16 protein-coding genes and 2 pseudogenes are annotated in these 24,510 nt (G+C 59.4%); 5 read left to right on the top strand and 13 right to left on the bottom strand.

All coding sequences use genetic code 11. From position 1 onward, the window contains the following. Window positions 1–909 precede the first annotated feature (909 nt). From PCLY_RS25465 to PCLY_RS00910, 13 genes and pseudogenes are all read right to left on the bottom strand, one after another. Window positions 910–1,329 (bottom strand): annotated as a pseudogene (locus tag PCLY_RS25465) (CdiA C-terminal domain-containing protein); the annotation flags it as partial. An 843-nt stretch (window positions 1,330–2,172) separates the two neighbouring features. After that, window positions 2,173–2,775 (bottom strand): annotated as a pseudogene (locus tag PCLY_RS25460) (DUF637 domain-containing protein); the annotation flags it as partial. A gap of 1,146 nt (window positions 2,776–3,921) precedes the next feature. Further along, window positions 3,922–4,518, bottom strand: a complete 597-nt coding sequence (locus tag PCLY_RS00950; RefSeq protein ID WP_231740086.1) for a hypothetical protein — start codon at window positions 4,516–4,518, stop codon at window positions 3,922–3,924. A gap of 328 nt (window positions 4,519–4,846) precedes the next feature. Beyond that, window positions 4,847–5,242, bottom strand: coding sequence for a DUF6911 family protein (locus tag PCLY_RS24715; protein ID WP_156458540.1), 396 nt, complete (start codon window positions 5,240–5,242; stop codon window positions 4,847–4,849). Between the two features lie 3 nt (window positions 5,243–5,245). Beyond that, window positions 5,246–5,422, bottom strand: a complete 177-nt coding sequence (locus tag PCLY_RS25455) for a cytidine deaminase-like fold-containing protein (RefSeq protein ID WP_463439457.1) — start codon at window positions 5,420–5,422, stop codon at window positions 5,246–5,248. Window positions 5,423–5,811: 389 nt separating this feature from the next. After that, entirely contained in the window at window positions 5,812–6,408 is a 597-nt protein-coding gene (locus tag PCLY_RS24270; RefSeq protein ID WP_197432111.1) for an imm11 family protein, read from the bottom strand. Between the two features lies 1 nt (window position 6,409). Next, window positions 6,410–13,270, bottom strand: coding sequence for a two-partner secretion domain-containing protein (locus PCLY_RS00940; RefSeq protein ID WP_061237367.1), 6,861 nt, complete (start codon window positions 13,268–13,270; stop codon window positions 6,410–6,412). A 33-nt stretch (window positions 13,271–13,303) separates the two neighbouring features. Further along, a complete protein-coding gene (locus PCLY_RS00935; RefSeq protein WP_269451509.1) occupies window positions 13,304–14,950 on the bottom strand; it encodes a ShlB/FhaC/HecB family hemolysin secretion/activation protein in 1,647 nt (548 codons plus the stop codon). Window positions 14,951–15,526: 576 nt separating this feature from the next. Next, window positions 15,527–16,492: a CDP-6-deoxy-delta-3,4-glucoseen reductase gene (locus tag PCLY_RS00930; RefSeq protein WP_061237366.1), complete on the bottom strand. Its 966-nt coding sequence runs from the start codon at window positions 16,490–16,492 to the stop codon at window positions 15,527–15,529. Continuing rightward, a complete protein-coding gene (gene ubiD / locus PCLY_RS00925; protein WP_061237365.1) occupies window positions 16,492–17,958 on the bottom strand; it encodes a 4-hydroxy-3-polyprenylbenzoate decarboxylase in 1,467 nt (488 codons plus the stop codon). Before ubiD ends, PCLY_RS00930 begins: the two co-directional genes overlap by 1 nt. Window positions 17,959–18,091: 133 nt before the next feature. Continuing rightward, window positions 18,092–19,351: a transcription termination factor Rho gene (rho, locus tag PCLY_RS00920; RefSeq protein WP_061237364.1), complete on the bottom strand. Its 1,260-nt coding sequence runs from the start codon at window positions 19,349–19,351 to the stop codon at window positions 18,092–18,094. 310 nt (window positions 19,352–19,661) lie between these two features. Further along, window positions 19,662–19,988: a thioredoxin TrxA gene (gene trxA / locus PCLY_RS00915; protein ID WP_003458627.1), complete on the bottom strand. Its 327-nt coding sequence runs from the start codon at window positions 19,986–19,988 to the stop codon at window positions 19,662–19,664. Between the two features lie 96 nt (window positions 19,989–20,084). Beyond that, on the bottom strand, window positions 20,085–20,789 hold the full coding sequence (locus PCLY_RS00910) for a FadR/GntR family transcriptional regulator (RefSeq protein WP_061237363.1): 705 nt from the start codon (window positions 20,787–20,789) through the stop codon (window positions 20,085–20,087). A gap of 287 nt (window positions 20,790–21,076) precedes the next feature. Between PCLY_RS00910 and PCLY_RS00905 the strand changes: the two genes are divergently transcribed. Genes PCLY_RS00905 through PCLY_RS00885 form a run of 5 tightly spaced genes read left to right on the top strand, consistent with a single transcriptional unit; the run spans window position 21,077 to window position 24,431 of the window. Then, window positions 21,077–21,862 carry a transporter substrate-binding domain-containing protein gene (locus tag PCLY_RS00905; RefSeq protein WP_061237362.1) on the top strand — a complete coding sequence of 262 codons (786 nt, stop codon included), beginning with the start codon at window positions 21,077–21,079 and terminating at the stop codon, window positions 21,860–21,862. 20 nt (window positions 21,863–21,882) lie between these two features. Then, entirely contained in the window at window positions 21,883–22,548 is a 666-nt protein-coding gene (locus tag PCLY_RS00900) for an amino acid ABC transporter permease (RefSeq protein WP_061237361.1), read from the top strand. After that, complete coding sequence (locus PCLY_RS00895; protein ID WP_197432113.1) at window positions 22,545–23,195, top strand: amino acid ABC transporter permease; 651 nt, start codon at window positions 22,545–22,547, stop codon at window positions 23,193–23,195. Before PCLY_RS00900 ends, PCLY_RS00895 begins: the two co-directional genes overlap by 4 nt. Then, a complete protein-coding gene (locus tag PCLY_RS00890; RefSeq protein ID WP_061237359.1) occupies window positions 23,182–23,913 on the top strand; it encodes an amino acid ABC transporter ATP-binding protein in 732 nt (243 codons plus the stop codon). Before PCLY_RS00895 ends, PCLY_RS00890 begins: the two co-directional genes overlap by 14 nt. Next, entirely contained in the window at window positions 23,910–24,431 is a 522-nt protein-coding gene (locus tag PCLY_RS00885) for an ureidoglycolate lyase (RefSeq protein ID WP_082767987.1), read from the top strand. The genes PCLY_RS00890 and PCLY_RS00885 overlap by 4 nt, the downstream gene beginning before the upstream one ends. The last annotated feature ends 79 nt before the right edge of the window (window positions 24,432–24,510 follow it).

Here is a 24,510-nt window from a genome sequence, read left to right as displayed (position 1 = left end):
CGATTGTTCCCTCTCTGAATCAAATGAACTGAAACGCCTGGCAGTGATATGCGTGCTCGACGTGGCATACAGACCTCCTTCCATGGAATTCCATAACCCTAGACCAATAAACGTGGTCTGTCCCCTATTGTTCTCAACAGAATTGCCCGACTCTCGCGTGAATTAGCTGCTCACCAACATATGAGCACCTCAGCTTAGCCGATCAGGTGATAAATAAATCTGTCCCCTTTTTCCTACAGACCTCCTTCCATGGAATTCCATAACCCTAGACCAATAAACGTGGTCTGTCCCCTATTGTTTTACTAGACCAATAAACGTGGTCTGTCCCCTATTGTTCCCATGCCCTGAACGGCGTGATATTAAATGTTCGTAGCCGCCCCCAATAGCTGTACAGAGGGAGGCGTGATAAATGTTGAGCCGCAAATCAGCCCAGATAAGGTCGTCGCGGGCGGGTGATACAGCCCAGACTCCCCAAGCAACAAGCCACGCATAGGTCAGTGACCGGACGAAGTGCCTGGCTCAGTAAAAGTTCTCGCAGCGGCACTGAAGAATAATAGGGAACAGACCACGATTTACGGAGAAATTAATCGTGGTCTGTCCCCTATTGCTCCCATGTCCCCTTTTCCCAGACTAGGCATCTATCCAGCAATAGCCTACTCAATTATATAAGTAGTGAACTTGTTTGGCTCTTCCTCTAAATGCAATCGTCTACACTTCGGGCATCGGTAGACCGTAATAGCCTTTTCATCAAGAGCTTCATATAACTGATCAGAAGACAGCTTATCCTCGCTATCTAGCCTATCCCCCAAGCTCTCTATTGCTGACTCAGGAATTAGAGTCAACTCATACCTGACCATCCTTGCGAAAGGTTCATAACGTAGCCACAGGCACACGAGTACTTCGGCATAATTAGCCTCCTCCAGCAGGTCGATCAAATCGCACCAATGATCCATCAGGTTTCTGGAAGAATATAGTTTTTATACTCTGCGCGTTAGTCTCCCCCCACATACGAGCAGCAATGGACGACATGTCAGTGCTTGGCAAGTCCGCCTGCACCAAGACTCCGCCAGCTTGATTCGACTTCTTCTCTATCGCTCGAACTATCTTTGTCGGATCAAGATTCTTCGGTGTGTACACATCAATGGAACCGAGTCCATCAACATGCAAGTCCGCAGTTCGCTGCCCTTGAACACCTTTAGCTGACGCAGTGGTTTGGTGCGTAACATCGTACCCAAGACCAGATAATCCTTGTCCTGCACGTACTTCATTTGCGTCAGGTATTGCGCCGGGTTCAGTCTTAATCTTCCCTGCTGTTCCAGTCGCTTTTGGACCATCCCCCACAGCACCAGAGTCCGTTTTGGGAACATTCAGCTTCCCGTCAACGACCTTGGCAACACGGTCAATAACTTTACCGCCAACACGCTGCAACACAAGATCAGCTGCTGCAGATACTACAAAGTCACCCGCTTTTTCGGCCAAGCTCACATCGCCCGGATGTGTTCCCGGCCTAAACGAGTCTATAACCTTCTGGCCTTCCGTGGAGGTATAGCCGTTGCTAATACGATCCAAGCCGTCGCTGTACTCCGAGATGCCACCCACGACACCAGCTGCTCCGAGTGCACACCCGACCCCGAAGGAAACAGTACAAGCGCCCGCTCCTCCGACACCTGAGACGATGGCTCCGCCAGCACCTCCAATGACACTGCCTGCAGCGCTGGTGTAGTAAAGCCCCTCCCCACGACTGGAAACCGCGTCGTTAAACCGCTCATCAAGGGAGTAGCTAAACAAACCACTTTCCTGAAGACTGACTTGAAGCTCTGGGTACTGCGCCCCCTCCGCTTGCAGGGCGGTAAGAAATTCATAGTTGGGATCACTGGGCGGTATACCAGCAGCACAGGAAACCAGCGCACAAGCAGCTGCATCCCATGCTCTGGCTCTCTCGGGATCACGTTGTGCCAATTCATCCAGGAGTTTGGCTTCGGCACTGTGCAACTGCCTGTTATACGCCGTCGCATTCTTCGCCAGCTCCGCTGCCTTGGCCGGGTCGCCACCGGTAGCCGTCGCCGCCGCCACGCCGATCAGTTGCGACACCACCAGCTCCAGGCCTTTGTCGCTTTTGAGAACACCAGACAGGCGCTCGATCAGCAGTTCGTTGGCACCACCAGCCAATGCCCCAGTCTTGAAATCGCCACCAGTCGCTTCGCTGAGCAATCCACCAACCACAGCATGCAGGGCAATCTTCTCCGGGCTACCGTCCGCCCAGTTGATGCCTTCCACCAACTTACCGCCGGCGAAATCACCCACCGCATTGAAGACACCGGCCTGCAGCAGGTGCTGCATCTGGCCGGTCAATGCCGTTTGCAGATTGCCGCCCAGGCTGCCGCCCTGGATCGCGGTTTGGGCTGCGGCCTGCACCGCACCCTGCGCTCCGAGATAGGAACCGAACTTGGCCAGGTCGCTCGGTTTACTAAGATCAAAACCCTTGGTGACCTTGTTGACGTTATCACCGGTTACACCAAAGGCACTGTCCAGCACGCCAGCGGTAATGCCCGCGGTTAGGGCCGAGGAGGTATAGCCTTTAAGGTTATCGCTGGACGTGACGTCTTTGAGCACCGCGCCCAGGTTACCCCGGTTGTTAATGGTGCTAATGGCTGCATTGCTGGCTGCTGAGGTGGCAACGGCAGTCAAAGCGACGTTACCCCAGCCCGCCGCGACGGCTGTAGTTGTTGTCACTCCAGCCGCGCTGGTGGCTGTTACCGTTCCTGCTGCAGCCATGGCTGAGCCGCTACCAGCCCCTGCTCCCGCCATAGTGCCTATAGCACCACTGGCCGCCCCTGCCGTCAGGTACGTCACGATGATCGCGATGATGATCATCGCCGGACCGCCCAACCCCGAATGGCTGTACTTGAAGGAGTCATGAATCTCCTTCACCTGCCGCCAATCGACATCCCCGCGCTGCTCCATCTCCTTGAGCCAGGCCAGCTCGGGATCGGCCTTGACCATGGCATCGATGGTCTGGCTGACGCTCTGCTGATTGACCTCTTTGATATCGATATTCAGGCCGTCCACGGCCTGTATCACCAGATCACCCTTGGCGATCAGTTGGCTCTGGTAGAGGGTTTCATCCGTGCTGCCCTTGCCCTTGGCAGAGGTCCAGGCCCAGCTGTTGCTGCTCTTCTCGTGGCTTTCCTGATCCAGATCCTTCACTGCCTCGAAGGTGATGCTGCCGCCGCTGTCGAGGATCAGATCGTTACCGCTTTCCAGGCGAGCCTTCTGGTAGAGCTGGTCGCCTTCGCTGACCAGGGTCAGATCACCACCCGTAGTGATACTGCTGCCGACATTGCGTACCGTGGTGACTTCGTCTCGCTGGGTTTTCTTGCTGCCCCAGGAGCCCTTCTTCTTCATGTCGTAGAGGTAGTAATCGCTGTTCTGAGCAGCCAGCAGAGCCAGTTGCTCACCGGCATACAGGAAGGCTTCACCCTCGGCCTTGAGCTGGCTGGCGCTGAGGATCAGGTTGCCGTCGGCCAGTACACCCAGATCCCCACCCGCCTCGATCACCGCCGCCTGCTGACGTACACTGCTGTCCTCCTTGTTGACCTTCTTGCCACTGCGCTTGTAGCGGTACTCGCTGCTGCTCTCGTTGGCTGCTGCGGCAATCGTCACGTCCCGGCCGGCATCCAGCAGCACGTCACCAAAAAAGGGGACAGATTTATTTATTGGCCCACCTCACTGGCAGCCGAAAATAAATCTGTCCCCTTTTCTGGTGGTCGCAGCCAATAACGAGGAAACGGACTCGACCGGGATAGCCCATCAGGTTAGGCACTGGAGAAACTCTGCCGTTAAAAAGCAGAGCGGGTTGCTTTGAGTCTTGACGCAGAGCCGGCTAATGGGTGTCCCCTTTTTCCCTTTTCCGGATATTTTCTACCTAGGCACTACGACTGGAATAAAAATTGGGGCTGGCGCAGGAGGTGGATTAATCATGCCTTCGCTGATACCCTCACGAGCCCCCATCTGTTTCAGCGACTCGAACAACAGCAGAGACTCATTGGTGGCGTGATAGCCACCTTCGTCGATCATTACGCTCAGCGCCACCACGCGCTGCGCCTCAACTAGCTGTACCTGGCTTGTTCTCAAGATTTTCTCGTAAGCAACTTCCTTCAGCTCGGCAAGCTTGATGGTTGCGATTTCCTGATAGGACAGAGTGGTAGCATTCCACCCCATCACATAAAGCGCTTCAGGTGTGAGCGCAAAGGTACAGAAATAGTAAACACCTCGATTAGAGCCGGGCGTAGTCAAAATAGCTGAGCACCGCCCATGTTGAGACACATGCAACTCGGAGATACCGAGATCCTTAGCCAACTGACGGGGAAACTCGGAACGATCATAGAACACAGTCGCCCGATCATAAGGAGTTGTATTGCAGGCTGTTAGCATGAACACCGAAATCACCAGTAGCGCGGCGCATCGGGAGAAACGGAACATCGCGCACAGAACAATCAAAATAGATATATAAATCAACTTAAAATCCTCTTACCACATTCAACCATCAAAGACAGACCATAACCCCTAAAACATGGAAGGCATAGGGAACAAACCATCCTCACCCAGGAAGGCTATATAACACCGGTAGTGCTCCTTGGCAGAAACACCACCAGCCACTTGTACTCCGCTGCACCACATGATGTGGGCAGTCCGGCAGCACGATGCACCCCATCCTTGGCATAACGACCTCCTTCCATTGAGACCTTCAGCTTAGCCGATCAGGCAGAAAATAAATCTGTCCCCTTTTCCCTTTCCCCTTTTCCCCCTGTGGGGATTCCTCAGAATCCGTTCCCTTTTCCCACGATTAGGCCATTAAGCTCCGAAGCACGTGTCCCTTTTCAAAGAACCCACTAAAAATATCAACAACAACCTGAAAATCAGTACAAACCGCTGAGGCATCGACAGCATCCCCTAGAACATCAACCTTAGTTCCAGCCTCTCCATCCCCGAAATAGTGCCGAACGCTGTAATCCTCGCCATCATCCTCACCCAAAGTCATCACAAATACTCCATTATCTGCAATAACCTGCAAACTCAGTAACTCAAAATCACTGGAACTCATAGTCTCTAAAGTAACAGAACCAGACATTTTACATACCTCCCTCAAACGCGATTCAACATCACTCCAAGATGGGTCTTGAGTCCTCCCTCCCTGGCACTCGCTTCCGAATCCAACAACCCATGATAGAGAAAATTTCATCTCCTAATTCCTTTCCCTCAAAGAGCGCATTCCAGGCTGCCAGTATAGAGTCTTACCGGTTGCAACCTCTTTAACTGTAAGGGATGTAAGTCCAGACTTCTCTGCCATTGCCGCTATATCTCCTCGGCAATATCCACAAACTGCTTTACCAGAAACAGAAAACAATAGGGGACAGACCACGATTTACGAAGAAATTAATCGTGGTCTGTCCCCTATTGTTACTACGGAGAAATTAATCGTGGTCTGTCCCCTATTGTTACTACGGAGAAATTAATCGTGGTCTGTCCCCTATTATTATGGATCGCACATCCATGCTTCTTTGCTTGTTCCATCAATACATCCAGATAAAAAAGATAGTCCTCGTCAGCGTAAAAACAGGCTGAGCGATTGTTCCCTCTCTGAATTAGATGAACTGAAACGCCTGGCAGTGATATGCGTGCTCGACGTGGCATACAGACCTCCTTCCATGGAATTCCATAACCCTAGACCAATAAACGTGGTCTGTCCCCTATTACCCGTCCCCTACCCGTCCCCTATTACCCTTCTTTTTCCGCTTACTTTTTCCTTAACTAAGCAACAGTTATTCGATCACCACTTACCGACTCAAAAATGGCCCCTACCACGCCTGCCCTTTCAAAGCGAAGCCTTATCTCATCACTAACTATTAGTGCCCCTAGATATTTCTTCAACCTAAAAACATGATGTGATCCAATCCTTGCCGGGTCGACAACCAGATTAACGAACGAACGATAATTACCCGCCAGGTCTGGTCTTACAGGATCATCAAAATCATATTTATTAAAGTCGGATCTTTCTTCATCAACACAATCAATCTGCGTTTCAACAATCATCAGAAAATAATCTTGGGAAACCTGCTTACCCTCTATTTGCACCGGCTCAAAAACGACATTTCGGTATGGCTCATCAATCTCTGGCAACCCAGCCAAAGCGCCACAAGCCTTTGCACTCAGTACTGGAGCACTAGCGTAACCAGCAAGAGAATAATCAACCTCATTACCATCAAACCGAATATCGAGAGTATATCTACCAGGCTCCATAAAATTCACCGGCGGATTACTAAAATGCCAATTATCTACATGCCGCACGTCACCGAGCACCCACTTGCCGGGAACTGCAACATCTTGCCTAAGCAAATAATATTTCACACTATTGCCCTGTAAGCCATTTATTAACCTGACTCCCCACAATCACTGCTTCCGACTTAATCCTTTCCAAGGTTCTCGTCACGGCTAGATTATAGGATTGAGTATTAGGCGTTAAACCTCGCGTGGCCTGATCCAGGTTACCATAGACATATTGGTGATAAGCCTCGGGATGCGGCCCTCTATGCCCGGGCACCGCCACCAAATTCTCAGTTGCGCGATTGATATTAAGACCAGCCCCATCAAAGAAACGCTGATACTCCTTCGTCCAAGCCACCTGCCCATTGGCACCCGCCATACATTTATTAGTACAAATATGATGGAGCGGCACGGACTCATAATTCGGCGGGGCGCTGACCGTGTTTCTACTGCCATCCAGAGTAACGTACCCGCCACTATTATCGCGATAAATTGGTTTTCCTTCGGCGGTGTAACGCCCTGTTGAGTTATATACCCCACCTCTTGGCCCTGTAACAGTCGCTGAACCATCTGCATTTCGACTTAAACTATAACCAGTGGGCACCTTGAACTCGGGCGATGGCAAAGCCAGAGTACCACTCGTATTGCCTGTCGCTTTTGGACCAACTTTAACACTAGCAAAATATGCTACAGCCTTTTCAAACTGAGCTGCACCTACAGAAAGTGGCGTACCTGCCGGACGAGGTCGCAATCCTTGCTCACCAGTAGCACGTCCCACTCCAGAGAGTAGCCCAAGACGTTCAAACGTGGGTGACCACTCACCAGCTATTTCACTTAACGTGGCATAGTTTTTAAGCGCGCTTTCAATAAGATCTAGCTTATATCCTTCACAGGTAGGTGTAGAGCATTTCATAGCTAACAGGACGTCCAACCCTGCTGCAACCTGACCCATCTTGTCTCTTGCTAGGGTTCCTCCAGCTACGTTCTCAACAAATGAATCATTGTACGCACTTTCTTCTGCATATTTTTCTTGCTGCCATAGATCTCTTTGGCAAGCTTCACTGGAGCCACAAGACTCCATTGCATCTGCAAAAGATTGCGAATCGCCGTGATCTAAATGGTTGTATTGGGTAGCCGTCCCCGCCACCTGTGAACCAACCTGCAGCGCCTTCTCATCGCCACCCTGCGCCGCAGCCGCCAGCACACCAATTACCTGCGAGTTCATCACGAGCAGACTTTTCTTCTGCTCGGGATCCATCTGCCCATACCAATCCGATAGATGACCGACCAGAGCCTCGTTGACGCCTGCTGCCAGTGCCCCCGTCTTGAAATCCCCGCCAGCCGCTTCTGCTGCCAGACCGCCCATCACGGCATGCATGGCAATCTTGGCTGGGCTGCCATCGGCCAGGTTCAGTTGCCCCTTCGCCGTTACATCGCCGATCAGGTTGAAGCCCGCTGCCGCAAAGGTGTTGGCCAGGCTGTTACGAAGCGCGTCGCTGAACGAGCTATCACCACCCAGAGCACGATCGAGGACGGTAGAAGTGCCGTTCTGCAGCAACTGATTCCCAGCAAAGCGGCCAATACCTTCCAGAGTGGACAGGCCACCACCGCCAGCGATGACTTTGCCGCCGTTCTGGATAGCGCCTGCCGTCCCCGTTTCCGTCCCGACCCAACCGTCATAAAGACCATTCGTCAGACCGGCAGTGACACCAGCTACGGCATAACCACGCAGGGCGTCCTCAGAGGTGATGTCTTTGACTACAGCACCAAGATTGCCTCGATTGTTGATGGTGCTGATCGCGGCATTGCTGGTCATGCCAGTCAGACCCGCCGTAACAGCTGCGTTGGCCCAACCAATCCCTGAAAGGCTAGCCCCTGTGCCAGCAGCCCAAGCACCGCCTGCTGATGTAGCAGCAGTGGATGCGCCGGCAGCAGTAGCACCATTGGCGACAAGGCCACTCATAGCGCCTGCAGTGAAATACGCTACAACGATGGCAATGATCATCGCTGCCCCAGCCCCCAACCCCGAGTGGCTGTACTTGAAGGAGTCATGCACCTCCTTCACCTGGCGCCAATCCACATCACCTCGGGCTTCAGCCTCTTTCAGCCAAGCCAACTCGGGATCGGCCTTGACCATGGCATCGATGGTCTGGCTGACGCTCTGCTGATTGACCTCCTTGACGTCGATCTTCAGACCGTCCACGGCCTGTATCACCAAATCACCCTTGGCGATCAGTTGGCTCTGGTAGAGGGTTTCATCCGTCGTGCCCTTGCCCTTGGCTGAGGTCCAGGCCCAGCTGTTGCTGCTCTTCTCATGGCTTTCCTGATCCAGATCCTTGACGGCTTCGAAGGTAATCGCGCCGCCACTGTCCAGGGTCAGGTTGTTACCGCTTTCCAGGCGAGCCTTCTGATAAAGCTGGTCGCCCTCACTGATCAGGCTGAGGTTGCCGCCCGTGGTGATGGAGCTGCCGACGTTGCGCACGGTGGTGACTTCGTCGCGCTGGGTTTCCTTGCTGCCCCAACCGCCTTTTTTCTTCTTGTCGTACAGCGAGTAGTCGCTGTTCTGCGCCGCCAGCAGGGCAAGCTGCTCGCCGGCATACAGATAGGCTTCGTTACCGGCCTTGAGCTGGCTGGCGGAGAGCAGCAGATTGCCATCGGTGCGCATGTCGAGATTGCCACCGGCCTCGATGACCGAGGCGATCTGCTTGACGTGCTGCTCCTGGGCGATGACTTTCTTGCCACCGCTCTTGCGGTAGTAATCGGAGCTGCTCTCGTTCGCCGCCGAGGCGATGGTCATATCGCCGCCAGCGCCAAGGCCGATATCGCCACCCGCCTTGACGGTACTGCCAACCACTAGCAGATCACGACCGGCAACAGCCGTCAGGTCACCGCCCACCTGTACGTCGCTGCCGTACTGGGTGATGCTGTTCTGGTAGGAGTGACCTTTGCGATCCCACTTGTTCTGCCGGTTCTCGGCCTCGGCCGAGCCGAGAATCAGGTCGTTGCCCGCCTGCAGCGTGGCATTCCCGCCTGCGCTGATGGCGCCGCCGATGTTGCGGATATCGTTGCCGGCACTAACCAGCAGCTCATTACCGGCCTCGATGCGCGCCGCGCTGTCGACGAAGCTCTGCTGGCGGTCGGTATGGCGCGTGGTGCTGCGGTGGGTACTGATGGTGCGCTCGTTGACCACATCTCCGGCTACCGCAACCAGGCTGACTTCCTGACCTTTGAGGATGCCGCCCTGGCTGTTGCGGATGCTGTCGCCGGCCAGCAGCGACAGGCGTTCATTGGCGTGCATCAGGCCGCTATTGGCGATGCTCTGCTGAGCGGTCACGGTCAGGTTTTGGGTCGCACGCAAGGTACCGCTGTTGATCAGGTTGCCGCCAGAGATCAGCGCCACGTCGCGCCCCTGGATCAGCGCACCGCCAGGTGCCAGGCGCCCTTCGGCCTGCGCCAGGTAGAGCACCGGCACCAGAACCTTCTGCCCCTGCACTTCGCGCTCTTCCATCCACACGATATCGTGGGTCAGGGCCGCGACCTGTTCGGCGCTCAGGGCAATGCCCAGACTGAGGTTCAAGGCCTCCTTGCTGGCAAGGGCGTTGTCCATCAGATACTTGAACTGCGCCTCGTCGCTGTCCAGCCCTGCCAGGTAACGCTGGCCGGTACGCGCACGCACGGCTTCGCGCACCAGGCGCTGCTCGTAGAAGCCATCGCCCAGGCGGCGCTGCATCTCGTCCGGATCGAAGCCCAGCAGGCCGAGCATGTAGTCGGAGTTGAGGAAGTTGCCCAGATTGGCAAAGGCCGGGTTGGTTTCGATCAGGTAGCGATGGCCCGGGTTGTTGTTCAGGCTGAACAGCCCGTTCTGCCCGCTAGGCAGGGCGAAGCCCGGCAGCGACAGCGGGTCGACGGCCTTCTGCTGCAGGTCGGGCGGCAGTTGTGGATTGAGGGTGACGAAGGTGGCGATATCGCTGCCCGGCGCACCGGTATCCACCCGCGTGCCGCCATTCACGAAGCTGAACGACGGGCGAATGCTGGCATTGCCGATTTGTGTGGCATTGATGGTGACATCGCCGCCGGCCTGCACGATGGCCGCATAGCTCTGCTCGGCGTCTGGCGTGTAGGTGGTGCCGAAATGCTCGAAGCTGCCTTTCAGGGTGTTTGTAAGGATGTTGTTGAGGTCGGCCTCGATAGTGGCACTGCCCGTGGGCCAGTTGCGTGAGTTGAACCACCTCACGTTGTCGTGAATCCAGCCCTGGGATTTCTCACGCTCGCTGGTGGCACGGTCTTCGGAAACATACTCGCCGGTCTCGGCGCCGACACTGGTGAAGGTGTCGCCCGTGATACGCACCGCCCCGTTGGCCGCGAGCATGCTGTAGCGGTTGTTGATGGCCTGGCCGCTAAGGGTGAGATCACCGCCAGCCAGCAGCGAGGCGGTACGCACATCACTGGTGGCTTCGGTACGGTCGATCTGACGCAGGCGGTAGCGCACGTTTTCCTTGTCGCCACTGCAGTCGGTGCAATCCGGGTTGTAGAACAGCGCCGCGATCTTGCGGCTGACGATCAGGTTCTCGACTTCATGGGCATTGGTGATTTGCTTCGCGCGAATCGTGATGTTGCCTTCGCTTTCCACCACGCCGGACAGGTTGGCGAACAGCTCAGGGGCATCGCCCTCCTCGTTGGCGACGAACTGCAGGTCACCTACGCTGTAGAGGTCACCGCGCTGGTTGGTGAAGCGATCCGCCTCCAGCAGCATGGAGGCGCCGCTGAACAGGAAGCCGTCTTCGTTGCGGATATCCGCCGACTGCAGTGACATTTGACCTGCTGCACCGATGGTGCCGCTGTTGCGCAGATTTTGCGCGGCGAGCTGCAGCCAGGTACCCGCAGTCATCTGACCACGGCTGACCAGATCACCCAGCACGCTCAGCTTCGACGAGCCACCAGCGAGCCACTTGGCATTGGCGCCCAACTCGGCTGCAGCGGCGCTGACATTCAGGTCGCCCTGAGCGATGAGAGTGCCATCGCCTGCGTAAGTATCTTCCAGCTCCAGACTGAGGCTACCATCGGTTTCGATGCGCCCATCGTTGCGCCAGGCGTTGCCCTTGGCCTCAATGTTGTCGCGGGCCAGCAACGCGGCACCTGCCGTTTGCGTGAGATCTGCAATATCGAGCGAGATGCGCCCGGCCTGCAGTTCGGTGGTGTTGGTCCAGCTGTCGGCTTGCAGATCAAGCTGTGCGTTGGTCTGGATGCGGCCACCGGCCTGGCCCAGTTGCTCCAGGCTCATGTCCAGTTTTTGCGCGCCGACATGGCGAATCAGGCCGTCCTGGTTGATCAGGTTGCCGGACTCGACCGCCAGGCTGGCACTGCCGATTTCGATCTGGCCAGCCTGGTTGTTCAACTGCTCATCGACCGCGAGACGACTCTCGCCAGCACCCCCAAGAGCGCGAAGCTGGCCGCTACGGTTATCCAGCGCGCCCGCCTGCAGACTTACCTGGCCGCCAGCTTCGATAAGGCCTGCGGTGTTGTCGAGGCGCTCGCTCACCTCGGCCTGAATGCTGCCACCCGCTGCCAGTGTGCCGGCTGCGTTGTCGACAGCCTCGCCCTCGATGGTCAAGGCCTGACCAGCCAACGCGCTGCCGGCGCGGTTGTCCAGTCTTTCAGCGTCAAGTGTCAGGTTGCCCTGGGCGAGGATCTCACCTTCGCGGTTGTCGAGTTGCTCAGCCTTGAGCGTGGCACTGCCTGCGGTGGCTATCTTGCCGCCCTGGTTGTCCAGTGTTTGCAGGTCGGTCGCCATGCTGCCATGGCTGGTCATCTGCCCGGCGTTACGTACCTTGCCGCCGTCGAGCTGCAGATGGCCCGCGCTGCTGACGCTGCCATTGGCAGCCACACCGGCCTCGATAATGCCGGCGTTGTTCAGTTGATCAGCCTGCACGGCCAAGCGCTGGCCAGCGGCGAGGCTTTCCCGCACTTCGACCTGCTGCGCTTCGATAGTGGCGTTACGACCTGCGTAGGTGTCAGCGTTTAGGTCGATAGTGCTGGCCTTGAGAGCAACGTCACCACTGGCGGCCACACGGTTCAAACTCAGCTTGCCATTGGCATCGATCTGGATATCCCCGGCACTAGCGGCCATGTCGCCGGCCAGTTTCACGCCCACGCCCTGCTCGGTGCCCACCAGGCGAATGGCGCCGGCGTACATCCCGCCGAGGGCCGAGCTGTCGATGGCCAGCATGTGTTTGTCCGAACCGTCGTCGGCCTTGGCGGTTGCGGCCAGGGTGCTGGCATCCACCTCGTTGCGGCCGGTGATGATGTTGAGCTTCTTCGCGTGCAGCTCGGCGTTGATCTGCGCGCTGCGGGTGATCAGGTCGAACTGGTCGACATTGCCAGCGTTGAGGCCCTGACCCTCGATGGAGATTTGTCCGCCGTCGACGTCGAAACGCTGCAGGCGGCCGTCCTCGATGACCGGCGTGCCGGTGCTAAGGGTGACGCGCGGGGTGTTGATGAAGCCGCAGCCATCGCAGGTGATGCCGTGCGGGTTGGCGACGATGACCGCCGCCGAGCGCCCGGCCACTTCCGTGTAGCCCCTGAGCTGGCTGGCGTTGCCACCGGTGACTTCGTTGAGGATCAGCCCGGCAGCGCCGTTCTTCAGGTTCGGGTTGCCGACCACGTAGCCGCCCAACTGGGTCTTGCTCAGGGCCTGATCGCCATTATTGAGGATCAGGCCCTGCTGGCCGACGTTGTAGTCGGTGAACTTGTTGTGCGACAGGCCGCTGCCGTTAGGGGTGGCGATGTTGACCATCGGTACACCGTTCTGCGCCTGGGTCACGGCAGTGTTGCCGCCTGCGGCCTGGTCAACCGTCAGTTGCGCCGCCGTGGCGACGATGGGGTTGAGAAACAGCACGCCGGCAACGATGAGGGCGATGTTCTGAAACAGAGGACTGCGTACGTCCATGTCGATACTCCAACCAGCCAACCGGCCGGGTAATCAGAAAAACAGGTCGAAACGGAAATAAACCGGGCGCTCGTCATGCTCGATGGCGCTCGGGCGCTCAAGGGCATGGGCGAAGCTCACCGAGGCAGCCAGGTGCTGACCACGCAGGGCGAGTTCGATGGCGTTGCCGCTCATACGCCCACGTTGCTCGGGGTTGTACCGGCCGCCGTGGATCACGCCGACGTCATAGGCGAAGGCCAGGCTGTATTCGTGGACGAAGGGGCGCAGCGCGTCCCAGGTCACCGGACGCCGCCAGCGCAACTGGTTACGCCAGTAACCGCCGGTGTCGCCGGACAGGGATTGATCCTTGAAGCCGCGTACCGAGCTGAGGCCGCCGATGCTGATGCGCTGCGGGCTGAACAGCACGTCTTCGCTCTTCTGGCCATAGGCGAGGCTGTCGAAGCTGAAGGACTCGCCCCACAGCGCGAATGGCTGCAGGTAGCTCAGGGCCAGGGTGTATTTGTTGTAGCGCGCCACCGGCTGACTGCCTTGCGGGTCGCCGGCACGCTGGGCGTCGAAGGCGCCAATACCGCGTTGCCAGCCGATATCGGCGTTGACGAAGGCGCTGCCAATACGACGGCCATGGTTGAAGCCCAGCTGCGCTTCGGACAGGCGCGTGCTGGAGGTGTCGATGCGGTTGCCGAGAATGAAGTTGTTGCTACGCAGGTGGCTGACGCCGAGGTTGAATGCGGTCTTGCTGACGCTATCGCGGTGCAGCACACGCTCGCCGCGCAAGGCGTGGGTCTTGCTGTCGCCGTCCTGATCGAAGAGAAAGCCATTGCCCTCGCTCTGGGTGCGGTAGTAGCTCTGGCTGTAGCTGTAGCTGAAGTTCCACCAGCCGTAGGGCACCTGATAGATCAGGCTCTGGCTGTGAGAATGGCGATAGCTGTCGCTCACCGCATCGCGATTGGCGCGCAGGCTGAGCTGGTCAGCCAGGCCGAGTGGACTGTCCCAATCGAAGCTCAGCCCCCACTGCTGCTCGCCAGTGCTCAACTGCCCGTCGTTATGGCGACTGAGGCCGGCACGCCAGGGCTTGTCGCGCTGACCTTGCAGCTTGACGCGGCTGCCGCCGACGGCTTCGCCGGGCACCAGCTCAAGCTGGGCCTGGCGCGAAGGCAGGCGGTTGAGCTGGTCGACCAGTTGCTCCAGCTCGCGCAGATCCAGCACTTCGCCTGGCTGGCCGGGAAAGCCCATGGCCAGTTCACGATCGCTCGCCAGCTCAGAGCTGTCCAGCCCTTCCAGGCGGCCTTCGACCACGATGACGCGCAGCTCGCCCGAGGACAGATCCTGCTGCGGCAAGTAGGCGCGCGAGGTGACGTAGCCGTGATCGATGTAGAACTGGGTGATCGCCTTGAGCAGTTCGTTGAGCTGACCAACACCCAGGCACTCGCCAGCGAAGCGCTGAACAATGGCTTGCTGGTCGTCCTCAGCGAGGAGAGTGGCGCCCTCCAGCCGGATCTGCTCGATGTCGAAGCAGCGCTCGTCATCGACCGGAGCGGCTTGCAGCCTGGGTGCTTCACCTGGGAGTTGCTGCAGCTCATCGAGGCGGCGCTGCTGCTCCTGCAGCAGGCGCTCCTGGCGCTCACGAATCAACTGACGGTCACCCGGCGTCTGCGCCAACACGAGAGTGGGGAGGAACAAACACAGCCATACGGCCCAAAAAAGGCCGGGAGTCGCTTTTAACGTCGCGCAGCGACGGCCCGCAGGGTGGCCGCCAGGGATGGCAGGGCATAAAGGGCTAATACGGAAAGGCATGCTTTCAGTCCTTTGAATAGCGGAAAAACAGCGGCGGAAAATCGACGCGAATTAGAACACGTGGCCTCTTGCCATCAAATGCCTAAAAAATGAACAACGTCACGCTTGGGGACATTACTCCGGCCCCCCCGATAAACGGCACCTGGCGAAACCTAAAAATGAGACGGACCGCCTGTTCAGGTGCGGCGCCTTGCCGCGAACAACGGCTAGGTGAACTCGGAAACATGCCGGAAGCATTCTTGAAGTCACCCTGTGACAGCCCGACGCTTTGCCGCCAGGTGGGTGGCGCAACGAACGCTTCGCCCCAGGGAGGGGCTCGGAAGCATTGGAATAATGCGGTCATCGAACACGTTTGGCCCCCTCTTTACTCAGGGGAGAAGACCAGGGAGAGGGGAACCAAGCGCGTACGGAATTAACTGACTGGCGTCAGGCCTTGGCACGCTTGCCTGATAGCTCTGGGCTCTAACGCGGCGCGTAGGCGAACACATCGGCGCGCATCTGGTGCGCGTCCATTCCAGCTTCCACCAGCGCGTCGAGCGTGGCGTAGACCATCGCCGGCGAGCCGCTGGCGTAGACGTGCAAGGCCTTGAGGTTGGGGAAGTCCTCGCGTACGGCTTCGTGCAGCAGGCCGCAGCGGCCCTGCCAGCCAAACGGGTCGCTGACCACCTGATGCAGGTGCAGATTGTCCAGCTGCTGCCACTCGGCCCAATGTGGCAGCTGATAGAAGTCTTCGGGACGTCGGGCGCCCCAGTACAGGTGCACCGGATGGGCGAAGCCGGCGGCGCGGCAGTGTTCGATAAGGCTGTGCATCTGGCCCATGCCGGTGCCGGCGGCGATCAGCACCAGCGGACCGTCGGGCAGGTCGGCGAGGTGGGTATCCCCGTAGGGCATCTGCACGCGGGCCATGCCGGTGCTGCGCAGGTGCTGCAGCAGGGCGATGCTGCCCTCTTCGCGGGCGAGGATGTGCAGCTCCAGCTCACGGCCGGCATGCGGCGCCGAGGCCAGGGAAAAGGCAGACATTTCGCCATCCGGGCGCTGCAGCAGCAGGTATTGCCCGGCGTGATAACGCGGCACCTTGCCGGCGGGTGTACGCAAACGCAGGCGATGGACATCACCGCCTACATCCAGGCACTCGATGACCTGGCAATTCAACTCGCGCACCGGCAACTCGCCCGGCGCCAGCACGCCATCCCAATGCAACACGCAGTCTTCCAGCGGCTCGGCCAGGCAGGTGAACAGCTCGCCATGGTCCAGCTCGACACCGGACTGACGCACACGCCCTTCCACCAGCAAGGCGGCGCAGATATGGCAGTTGCCGTTGCGGCAGCTCTGCGGGCAGTCATAGCCCAGGCGTCGGGCACCATCGAGGATGCGCTCGCCTGGCTGCAGCGCGAGGGTGATGCCGGAGGGTTGCAGGGTGACGTTCATCAATCGATTCCCAGCTCGCTCCACAGCGCGTCGACGCGCGCCACCACCGCAGGGTCCTTCTCGATGGCGCGACCCCACTCGCGAGTGGTTTCGCCCGGCCACTTGTGGGTGGCGTCCAGGCCCATCTTCGACCCCAGGCCGGAGATCGGCGAGGCGAAGTCCAGGTAGTCGATCGGTGTGTTGTCGATCATCACCGTGTCGCGCTTGGGATCCATGCGCGTGGTAATCGCCCAGATCACGTCGTTCCAGTCCCGTGCGTTGATATCGTCGTCGGTGACGATAACGAACTTGGTGTACATGAACTGTCGCAGGAACGACCACACCCCGAGCATTACGCGCTTGGCGTGACCGGGGTACTGCTTCTTCATGGTCACCACCGCCATGCGGTAGGAACAACCTTCCGGCGGCAGGTAGAAATCGGTGATCTCGGGGAACTGCTTCTGCAGGATCGGCACGAACACTTCGTTCAGCGCCACGCCGAGAATCGCCGGCTCATCTGGCGGCCGGCCGGTGTAGGTGCTGTGGTAGATCGGCTCGCGACGGCGGGTGATGCGCTCGACGGTGAACACCGGGAAGGTGTCGACCTCGTTGTAGTAGCCGGTGTGGTCGCCATAGGGGCCTTCCGGCGCGGTTTCGCCCGGATGGATCACGCCTTCGAGCACGATTTCGGCACTGGCCGGCACCTGCAGCTCGCTGCCGACGGCTTTGATCAGCTCGGTGCGATGACCGCGCAAGAGGCCCGCGAAAGCGTATTCGGACAGCGTATCGGGCACTGGGGTGACGGCGCCGAGAATGGTCGCTGGGTCCGCGCCAAGCGCGACACAGACCGGATAGGGCTTGTCCGGGTACTTCTGGCACCACTCGCGATAGTCCAGCGCGCCGCCACGGTGGCTGAGCCAGCGCATGATCACCTTGTTGCGGCCGATCACCTGCTGACGGTAGATGCCGAGGTTCTGCCGTTCCTTGTTCGGGCCCTTGGTGATGGTCAGGCCCCAGGTGATCAGCGGCGCCACGTCGCCTGGCCAGCAGTGCTGGATCGGCAACTTGCCCAGGTCGACGTCGTCGCCTTCCTCGATCACTTCATGGCAGGGCGCGTCCTTGACCACCTTGGGCGCCATGGAAATGACCTTCTTGAAGATCGGCAACTTGCTCCAGGCGTCCTTGAGGCCTTTCGGCGGCTCCGGCTCCTTGAGAAAGGCCAGCAGCTTGCCGATCTCGCGCAGCTCCGACACCGCCTCGGCGCCCATGCCCAGCGCCACGCGCTTGGGGGTGCCGAACAGGTTGCCGAGCACTGGCACGTCGAAGCCGCTGGGCTTTTCGAACAGCAGCGCCGGCCCACCCTTGCGCAGGGTGCGGTCGCAGATTTCGGTCATTTCCAGAACGGGCGAGACCGGGGTCTGGATACGCTTGAGTTCGCCGCGCTTTTCCAGTTCACGGATGAAGTCGCGCAGGTCGCGATACTGCATGCAGGAGCCTCGTGTCGGACAGGCTAGAGTCGGCCGCAAAGTTTAGCGCCGAAGTCGGGCTTTCAGAAGCGCCCATGAAAGTGACGGACAGCAAAAGGCCGGGTTTCCCCGGCCTTTTGGCACAGCGCAACGCTTACTTGCGCTTCATCGACAGGAAGAACTCATCGTTCGTCTTGGTCGCTTTCAGCTTGTCGATCAGGAACTCGATGGCGGCGATCTCATCCATCGGGTGCAGCAGCTTGCGCAGAATCCACATGCGCGACAGCTCTTCCTCACCGGTCAGCAGCTCTTCGCGACGGGTGCCCGACTTGTTGATGTTGATGGCCGGGAAGGTGCGCTTCTCAGCCACGCGGCGATCGAGGATCAGCTCCATGTTGCCGGTGCCCTTGAATTCCTCGTAGATCACTTCGTCCATCTTCGAGCCGGTTTCCACCAGCGCGGTGGCGATGATGGTCAGCGAGCCGCCTTCTTCGATGTTACGTGCGGCACCGAAGAAGCGCTTGGGCTTCTCCAGGGCGTGGGCATCGACACCACCGGTGAGGACCTTGCCGGAGCTCGGGATCACGGTGTTGTAGGCGCGCGCCAGACGGGTGATGGAGTCGAGCAGGATGACCACATCCTTCTTGTGCTCGACCAGGCGCTTGGCCTTCTCGATCACCATCTCGGCGACCTGCACGTGGCGGGTCGGCGGCTCGTCGAAGGTGGACGCGACCACTTCGCCGCGCACGGTGCGCTGCATCTCGGTCACTTCTTCCGGGCGCTCGTCGATCAGCAGAACGATCAGGTGGCACTCGGGGTTGTTGCGGGTGATGTTCGAGGCGATGTTCTGCAGCATGATGGTCTTGCCCGCTTTCGGCGGGGCAACGATCAGGCCGCGCTGGCCCTTGCCAATCGGCGCGCAGAGGTCGATCACACGGCCGGTGATGTCCTCGGTGGAGCCGTTACCGGCTTCCATGGTCAGGCGCTTGGTGGGGAACAGCGGCGTCAGGTTCTCGAACAGGATCTTGTTCTTGGCGTTTTCCGGACGGTCGAAGTTGATGCTGTCGACCTTGAGCAGAGCGAAGTAACGCTCGCCTTCCTTCGGCGGACGGATCTTGCCGACGATGGTGTCACCGGTACGCAGGTTGAAGCGGCGGATCTGGCTCGGCGAGACGTAGATGTCGTCGGGGCCGGCCAGGTAAGAAGAGTCGGCGCTACGCAGAAAGCCGAAACCGTCCTGGAGAATCTCCAGCACGCCGTCGCCGGAAATCTCCTCGCCGCTTTTGGCATGCTTTTTAAGCAGGGCGAAGATGATGTCCTGCTTGCGCGAACGGGCCATGTTTTCCAGGCCCATTTGTTCGGCCATGTCCAGCAGTTCGGCAATCGGCTTTTGCTTGAGTTCGGTCAGATTCATAGGAATGACGTGATCATCGAGAGGGGAAGAAAGCTGTTAGCTTGAGAGGCCGCGCCGCAGAGAAGGCGACAGGATCGCGAACGAATTCGTATAGGAATGAATCGGCGACGGCGTGCAGAAAGCTGCATGGAGGATGCAGCGAACCCGAATTTAACACCGTGAAAAAACAGCGTCTAGCCCCGAAAACGAAAAAACCCCGCAAATAACGGGGTCTTCACCAGGCGACGTAGGGTGGATGACGCTTTTCTCATCCACCACTTGCGATGCCATGGTGGATCGATGAAGCCTGATCCACCCTACCGCTTACGACTCAGATATTGCTGTCGAGGAACGCAGCCAGTTGCGACTTGGACAGAGCACCGACCTTGGTCGCCTCGACGTTGCCGTTCTTGAACAGCATCAGTGTCGGGATACCACGTACGCCGTACTTCGGCGGGGTTTCCTGATTCTCGTCGATGTTCAGTTTGCAGATCTTCAGCTTGCCTTGGTATTCCTTGGCGATCTCGTCGAGCACCGGCGCGATCATCTTGCACGGGCCGCACCACTCAGCCCAGTAATCGACCAGAACCGGACCTTCAGCCTGGATGACGTCCTGGTCGAAACTGGCGTCGCTGACGTTGGTGATGAATTCGCTCATGAGGAGTCTCCGTATATTCGGAAGCAAAAAGTGGCGACATCATAGCCCGGCTTGCCTGACACCGAAAGGCACTGGCGATTGAGCCACTCAATAGTTTCAATCACCCAGCGTGATGAAGGCGATCCCCGTGCGCAGCGCCGCCGCGCGGATGTGTTGCTGCATGGCTTTCTGCGCCGGGCCGGCAGCATGCCGGGCCAGGGCCTTGAGAATCTTGCGATGCTCCTGCCAGGTCTCCATCGCCCGCTCCGGGCGGATGAACGGCAGCTTCTGGCTTTCCAGAAAGATATCGGCACTGGAGGTCACCAGAGCGAACATCGCCTGATTGCCACTGGCCGCGAGAATACGCTGGTGGAACTCGAAATCCAGCCGCGTCGCCTGCTCGAAGTTCTCGGCGCGCAGTTCACGGCGCATCTGCTCGATGTTGTCTTCGAGAATATCCAGCTCCTCGGCGGTCATCACCCCGGCCGCCAGACCGCAGGCAAAGCCCTCCAGGGCAAAGCGCAGCTGAAAGGTATCGGCCGCCGACACCTGGGCCGCGAAGGGCCAGACGAAAGCCCCCGCTGTCTCCGCCTTGCTGGGCTCCTGCACGAACACGCCCTTGCCGGCCTGCACACTGACCAGGCCCAAGGCGCTGAGCGAAGACAGCGCCTCACGCAGTGATGCACGGCTGACGCCCAGGCGCTCGGCCAGGTCGCGCTGCGACGGCAGCGCATCGCCAGGGCGATAGCCCTCGTCCTCGATCAGGCGACGGATCGCCTGCAGGGCATATTCGGGTACCGCGCGAGGAGCAGAAGCATTCATGGCTGTTCGGGCCGGTCAGTCCAGTCAAGCCGCCTTTGTACGGCCATAAGCACATCCCAGGCAAGCGACGCCCCCTTGTGGAACAGCCCGCACCATGCACGCACCGAGATGGCCCACAAATACTTCTGATCAAGTGGTCAGCAATACCAACTGTTCAGACCAGTAAGACCTTGTTTTCACGTGCCTGAGACGGTGAAACGCCTGATTTCATTGAACTTGGCACAAGCGATGCACTGCACGACTCACGCAAAACGCTTCAGTTTTTGTTCATTCCTCGGGAGTTCGACATGCGCAAATTTCACCGCACCCTGCTGGGTACCCTGTTCGCCGCCCTGGCCTTCGGCGCCAGCACCGTTCACGCCGATGCTCTCGAAGACATCGGCAAGGCCGGCGTACTGAAAGTCGCCGTGCCACAGGATTTCCCGCCGTTCGGCTCGGTCGGCCCGGACCTCAAACCGCGCGGCCTGGACATCGACACCGCACAGCTGCTGGCCGACAAGCTGGCGGTGAAGCTGGAGCTGACCCCGGTCAACAGCACCAACCGCATTCCCTTCCTCACCACCGGCAAGGTCGACCTGGTGATCTCCAGCCTGGGCAAGAACCCCGAGCGTGAAGCGGTGATCGACTTCTCCGCGCCCTACGCGCCCTTCTACCTCGGCGTGTTCGGCCCGGAAGATGCCGCCGTCACCAGCCTCGATGACCTGGACGGCAAGACCATCAGCGTCACCCGTGGCTCCATCGAGGACATCGAGCTGAGCAACGTCGCACCGAAAGGCGCCACCATCAAGCGCTTCGAGGACAACAACTCGACCATCGCAGCCTACCTGTCGGGTCAGGTCGACCTGATCGCCAGCGGCAACGTGGTGATGGTGGCCATCTCCGAGAAGAACCCCAAGCGCGTGCCGAGCATGAAACTCAAGCTCAAGGACTCGCCGGTGTACGTCGGCGTGAACAAGGATCAGGCCGCGCTGCTGGACAAGGTCAACGCCATCATCGCCGCCGCCAAGACCGACGGCAGCCTCGACGCGATCAGCCAGAAGTGGCTGAAGCAGCCACTGCCGGCTGACCTCTGAGCCGCGCCGGGAGCCAAGCCATGGCGTACCAGTTCGACTTCGCCGCCGTCCTGCAGCACAGCGACCTGCTGCTGCAGGGCGCGGCCTTCACCCTCGGCCTGACGGCGATCGGCACCCTGCTGGGCGTCGGTCTCGGCATCGTCGGGGCGATCCTGCGCGCCTGGCGCATCCGTCCGTTCGACCGCCTCTTCGGCGTGTACGTGGAGCTGATCCGCAACACGCCATTCATCGTCCAGCTGTTCTTCATCTTCTTCGGCCTGCCCTCGCTCGGTGTGCGCCTGAGCGAGTGGGAGGCCGCCGTGCTGGCGATGGTGATCAACCTCGGCGCCTACTCGATGGAAATCATCCGCGCCGGCATCCAGGCGATCCCGGCCGGACAGCTCGAAGCCGCTGCGGCGCTGGCCATGAGCCGCTTCGAGACCTTCCGCCACGTGGTCCTGCGCCCGGCGCTGGGCAAGGTGTGGCCGGCGCTGTCGAGCCAGATCATCATCGTCATGCTGGGTTCGGCGGTGTGCTCGCAGATCTCCACCGAGGAGTTGTCGTTCGCCGCCAACTTCATCCAGTCGCGCAACTTCCGCGCCTTCGAGACCTACCTGCTGACCACCGCGCTGTACCTGCTCATGGCCATCCTGATTCGCCAGTTGCTGGCCTGGGTCGGCCGGCGCTTCATCATGGGAGAGCGCTGATGGACTTCACCCTCTGGGACATCCTGCGCAACCTGCTGACCGGCCTGCAGTGGACCCTGCTGCTGTCGCTGGTGGCCTTCGTCTGCGGCGGCATCGCCGGCCTGCTGGTGTTGCTGGCGCGACTGTCGCCGCTGTCGGCGCCGCGCATCCTCGCCCGTGGCTATATCGAACTGTTCCAGGGCACGCCGCTGCTGATGCAGCTGTTCCTGGTGTTCTTCGGTATCGCCCTGCTCGGCCTCGACGTCTCGCCCTGGCTGGCGGCAGCCACCGCGCTGACGCTGTTCACCAGCGCCTTTCTCGCCGAAATCTGGCGCGGCTGCGTCGAGTCGATCACGCGCGGCCAGTGGGAGGCGGCTGAAAGCCTGGCCATGAGCCGCCTGGAAACCCTGCGCCATGTCGTCCTGCCGCAGGCGCTGCGCATCGCCGTAGCGCCCACCGTCGGCTTCTCGGTGCAGGTGGTCAAGGGCACCGCCGTGACCTCGATCATCGGTTTCACCGAACTGACCAAGACCGGCAGCATGCTGGCCAACGCCACCTTCGAGCCGTTCATGGTCTACGGCTTCGTCGCCCTCGGTTACTTCCTGCTCTGCTACCCGCTCTCGCTCGCTGCATACCGCCTGGAAAGGAGGCTGAATGTCACTGCTTAACGTCACCGCCCTGCACAAGTATTACGGCGACAACCACGTGCTCAAGGGTATCGACCTGGCCGTCGAGGAAGGCGAAGTGGTCGCCATCATCGGCCGCAGCGGTTCGGGCAAGAGCACCTTCCTGCGCACCCTCAACGGCCTGGAGTCGATCAACGACGGCGTGATCGAAGTCGACGGCGAATATATCGATGCCGCCCGCGCCGACCTGCGCAGCCTGCGGCAGAAGGTCGGCATGGTGTTTCAGCAGTTCAATCTGTTCCCACACCTGACCGTCGGCGAGAACGTCATGCTGGCACCGCAGGTGGTGAAGAAGACGCCACGCGCCGAAGCCGAGAAAGTCGCCCGGCAGATGCTCGAACGCGTCGGCCTGGCGGAGAAGTTCGACGCCTACCCCGAGCGCCTCTCCGGCGGCCAGCAACAACGTGTGGCCATCGCCCGTGCCCTGGCCATGTCACCCAAGGTGCTGCTGTGCGACGAGATCACCTCGGCGCTAGACCCGGAGCTGGTCAACGAAGTGCTGGCGGTGGTCAAGCAGCTGGCCAGCGAGGGCATGACCCTGATCATGGTCACCCACGAGATGCGCTTCGCCCGCGAAGTCGGCGACAAGCTGGTGTTCATGCACCAGGGCAAGGTGCACGAGATCGGCGATCCGAAAGCCTTGTTCGCCGCCCCGCAGACCGAAGAGCTGCGCAACTTCATCGGCTCGGTGAACCTGTGAACGCCATGATTCCGTTGCCACTGCGTATTGAGCCGCTGACCCGCGAAGCCTTCGCCCCCTTCGGCGAGGTGATCGAAACCGCCGGCGCCCATGCCTTCCCGATCAACGCCGGCACCACCACGCGCTATCACGACCTGGCGCAGGTGGAACTGGCCGGGGAGTCGCCGCGCACCCTGGTCAACCTGTTCGAAGGCAAGGCCTGGCATGCACCGTTCGAAATCCGCATGCTCGAACGCCACCCGCTGGGCAGCCAGGCGTTCTATCCGGTGGATGGCGGGCGCATGCTGATCGTCGTCGCCCCGCCTGGTGAGCTGGACGAGTCGAAAATCCGCGCCTTCACCAGCGCGCCGGACCAGGGCGTGAACTACGCGCGCGGCACCTGGCACCACCCGCTGCTGTGCCTGCAACACCCCGGCCGCTTCCTCGTCGTGGACCGCGGTGGCGACGGCCACAACTGCGATGAACAGCCACTGAAACAGCCATTTAGTGTGCTCAACCTGCGCCAATCACAGGTCTAGACCAGTTTACTGCGACATCCGTATGCGTTGGCTCATCCGCTCAGTCGTGGCAGGATGCGCGGAAATCGAACGAGATGCC

Source organism: Ectopseudomonas composti, from assembly GCF_001567565.1.
Classification (GTDB): Bacteria; Pseudomonadota; Gammaproteobacteria; order Pseudomonadales; family Pseudomonadaceae; genus Aquipseudomonas; species Aquipseudomonas composti_A.
The sequence above is the reverse complement of the archived record's forward strand: the minus strand, read 5'-3'. Positions and strand labels throughout refer to the sequence as shown.

Coding starts and splice junctions, on each gene's coding strand:
- PCLY_RS00900 (WP_061237361.1), top strand. CDS start 21,883: ATGGCGTACCAGTTCGACTTCGCCGCCGTCCTGCAGCACAGCGACCTG.
- PCLY_RS00890 (WP_061237359.1), top strand. CDS start 23,182: ATGTCACTGCTTAACGTCACCGCCCTGCACAAGTATTACGGCGACAAC.
- rho (WP_061237364.1), bottom strand. CDS start 19,351: ATGAATCTGACCGAACTCAAGCAAAAGCCGATTGCCGAACTGCTGGAC.
- PCLY_RS00940 (WP_061237367.1), bottom strand. CDS start 13,270: ATGGACGTACGCAGTCCTCTGTTTCAGAACATCGCCCTCATCGTTGCC.
- PCLY_RS24715 (WP_156458540.1), bottom strand. CDS start 5,242: ATGAAATTTTCTCTATCATGGGTTGTTGGATTCGGAAGCGAGTGCCAG.
- trxA (WP_003458627.1), bottom strand. CDS start 19,988: ATGAGCGAATTCATCACCAACGTCAGCGACGCCAGTTTCGACCAGGAC.
- ubiD (WP_061237365.1), bottom strand. CDS start 17,958: ATGCAGTATCGCGACCTGCGCGACTTCATCCGTGAACTGGAAAAGCGC.
- PCLY_RS00910 (WP_061237363.1), bottom strand. CDS start 20,789: ATGAATGCTTCTGCTCCTCGCGCGGTACCCGAATATGCCCTGCAGGCG.
- PCLY_RS00930 (WP_061237366.1), bottom strand. CDS start 16,492: ATGAACGTCACCCTGCAACCCTCCGGCATCACCCTCGCGCTGCAGCCA.
- PCLY_RS00905 (WP_061237362.1), top strand. CDS start 21,077: ATGCGCAAATTTCACCGCACCCTGCTGGGTACCCTGTTCGCCGCCCTG.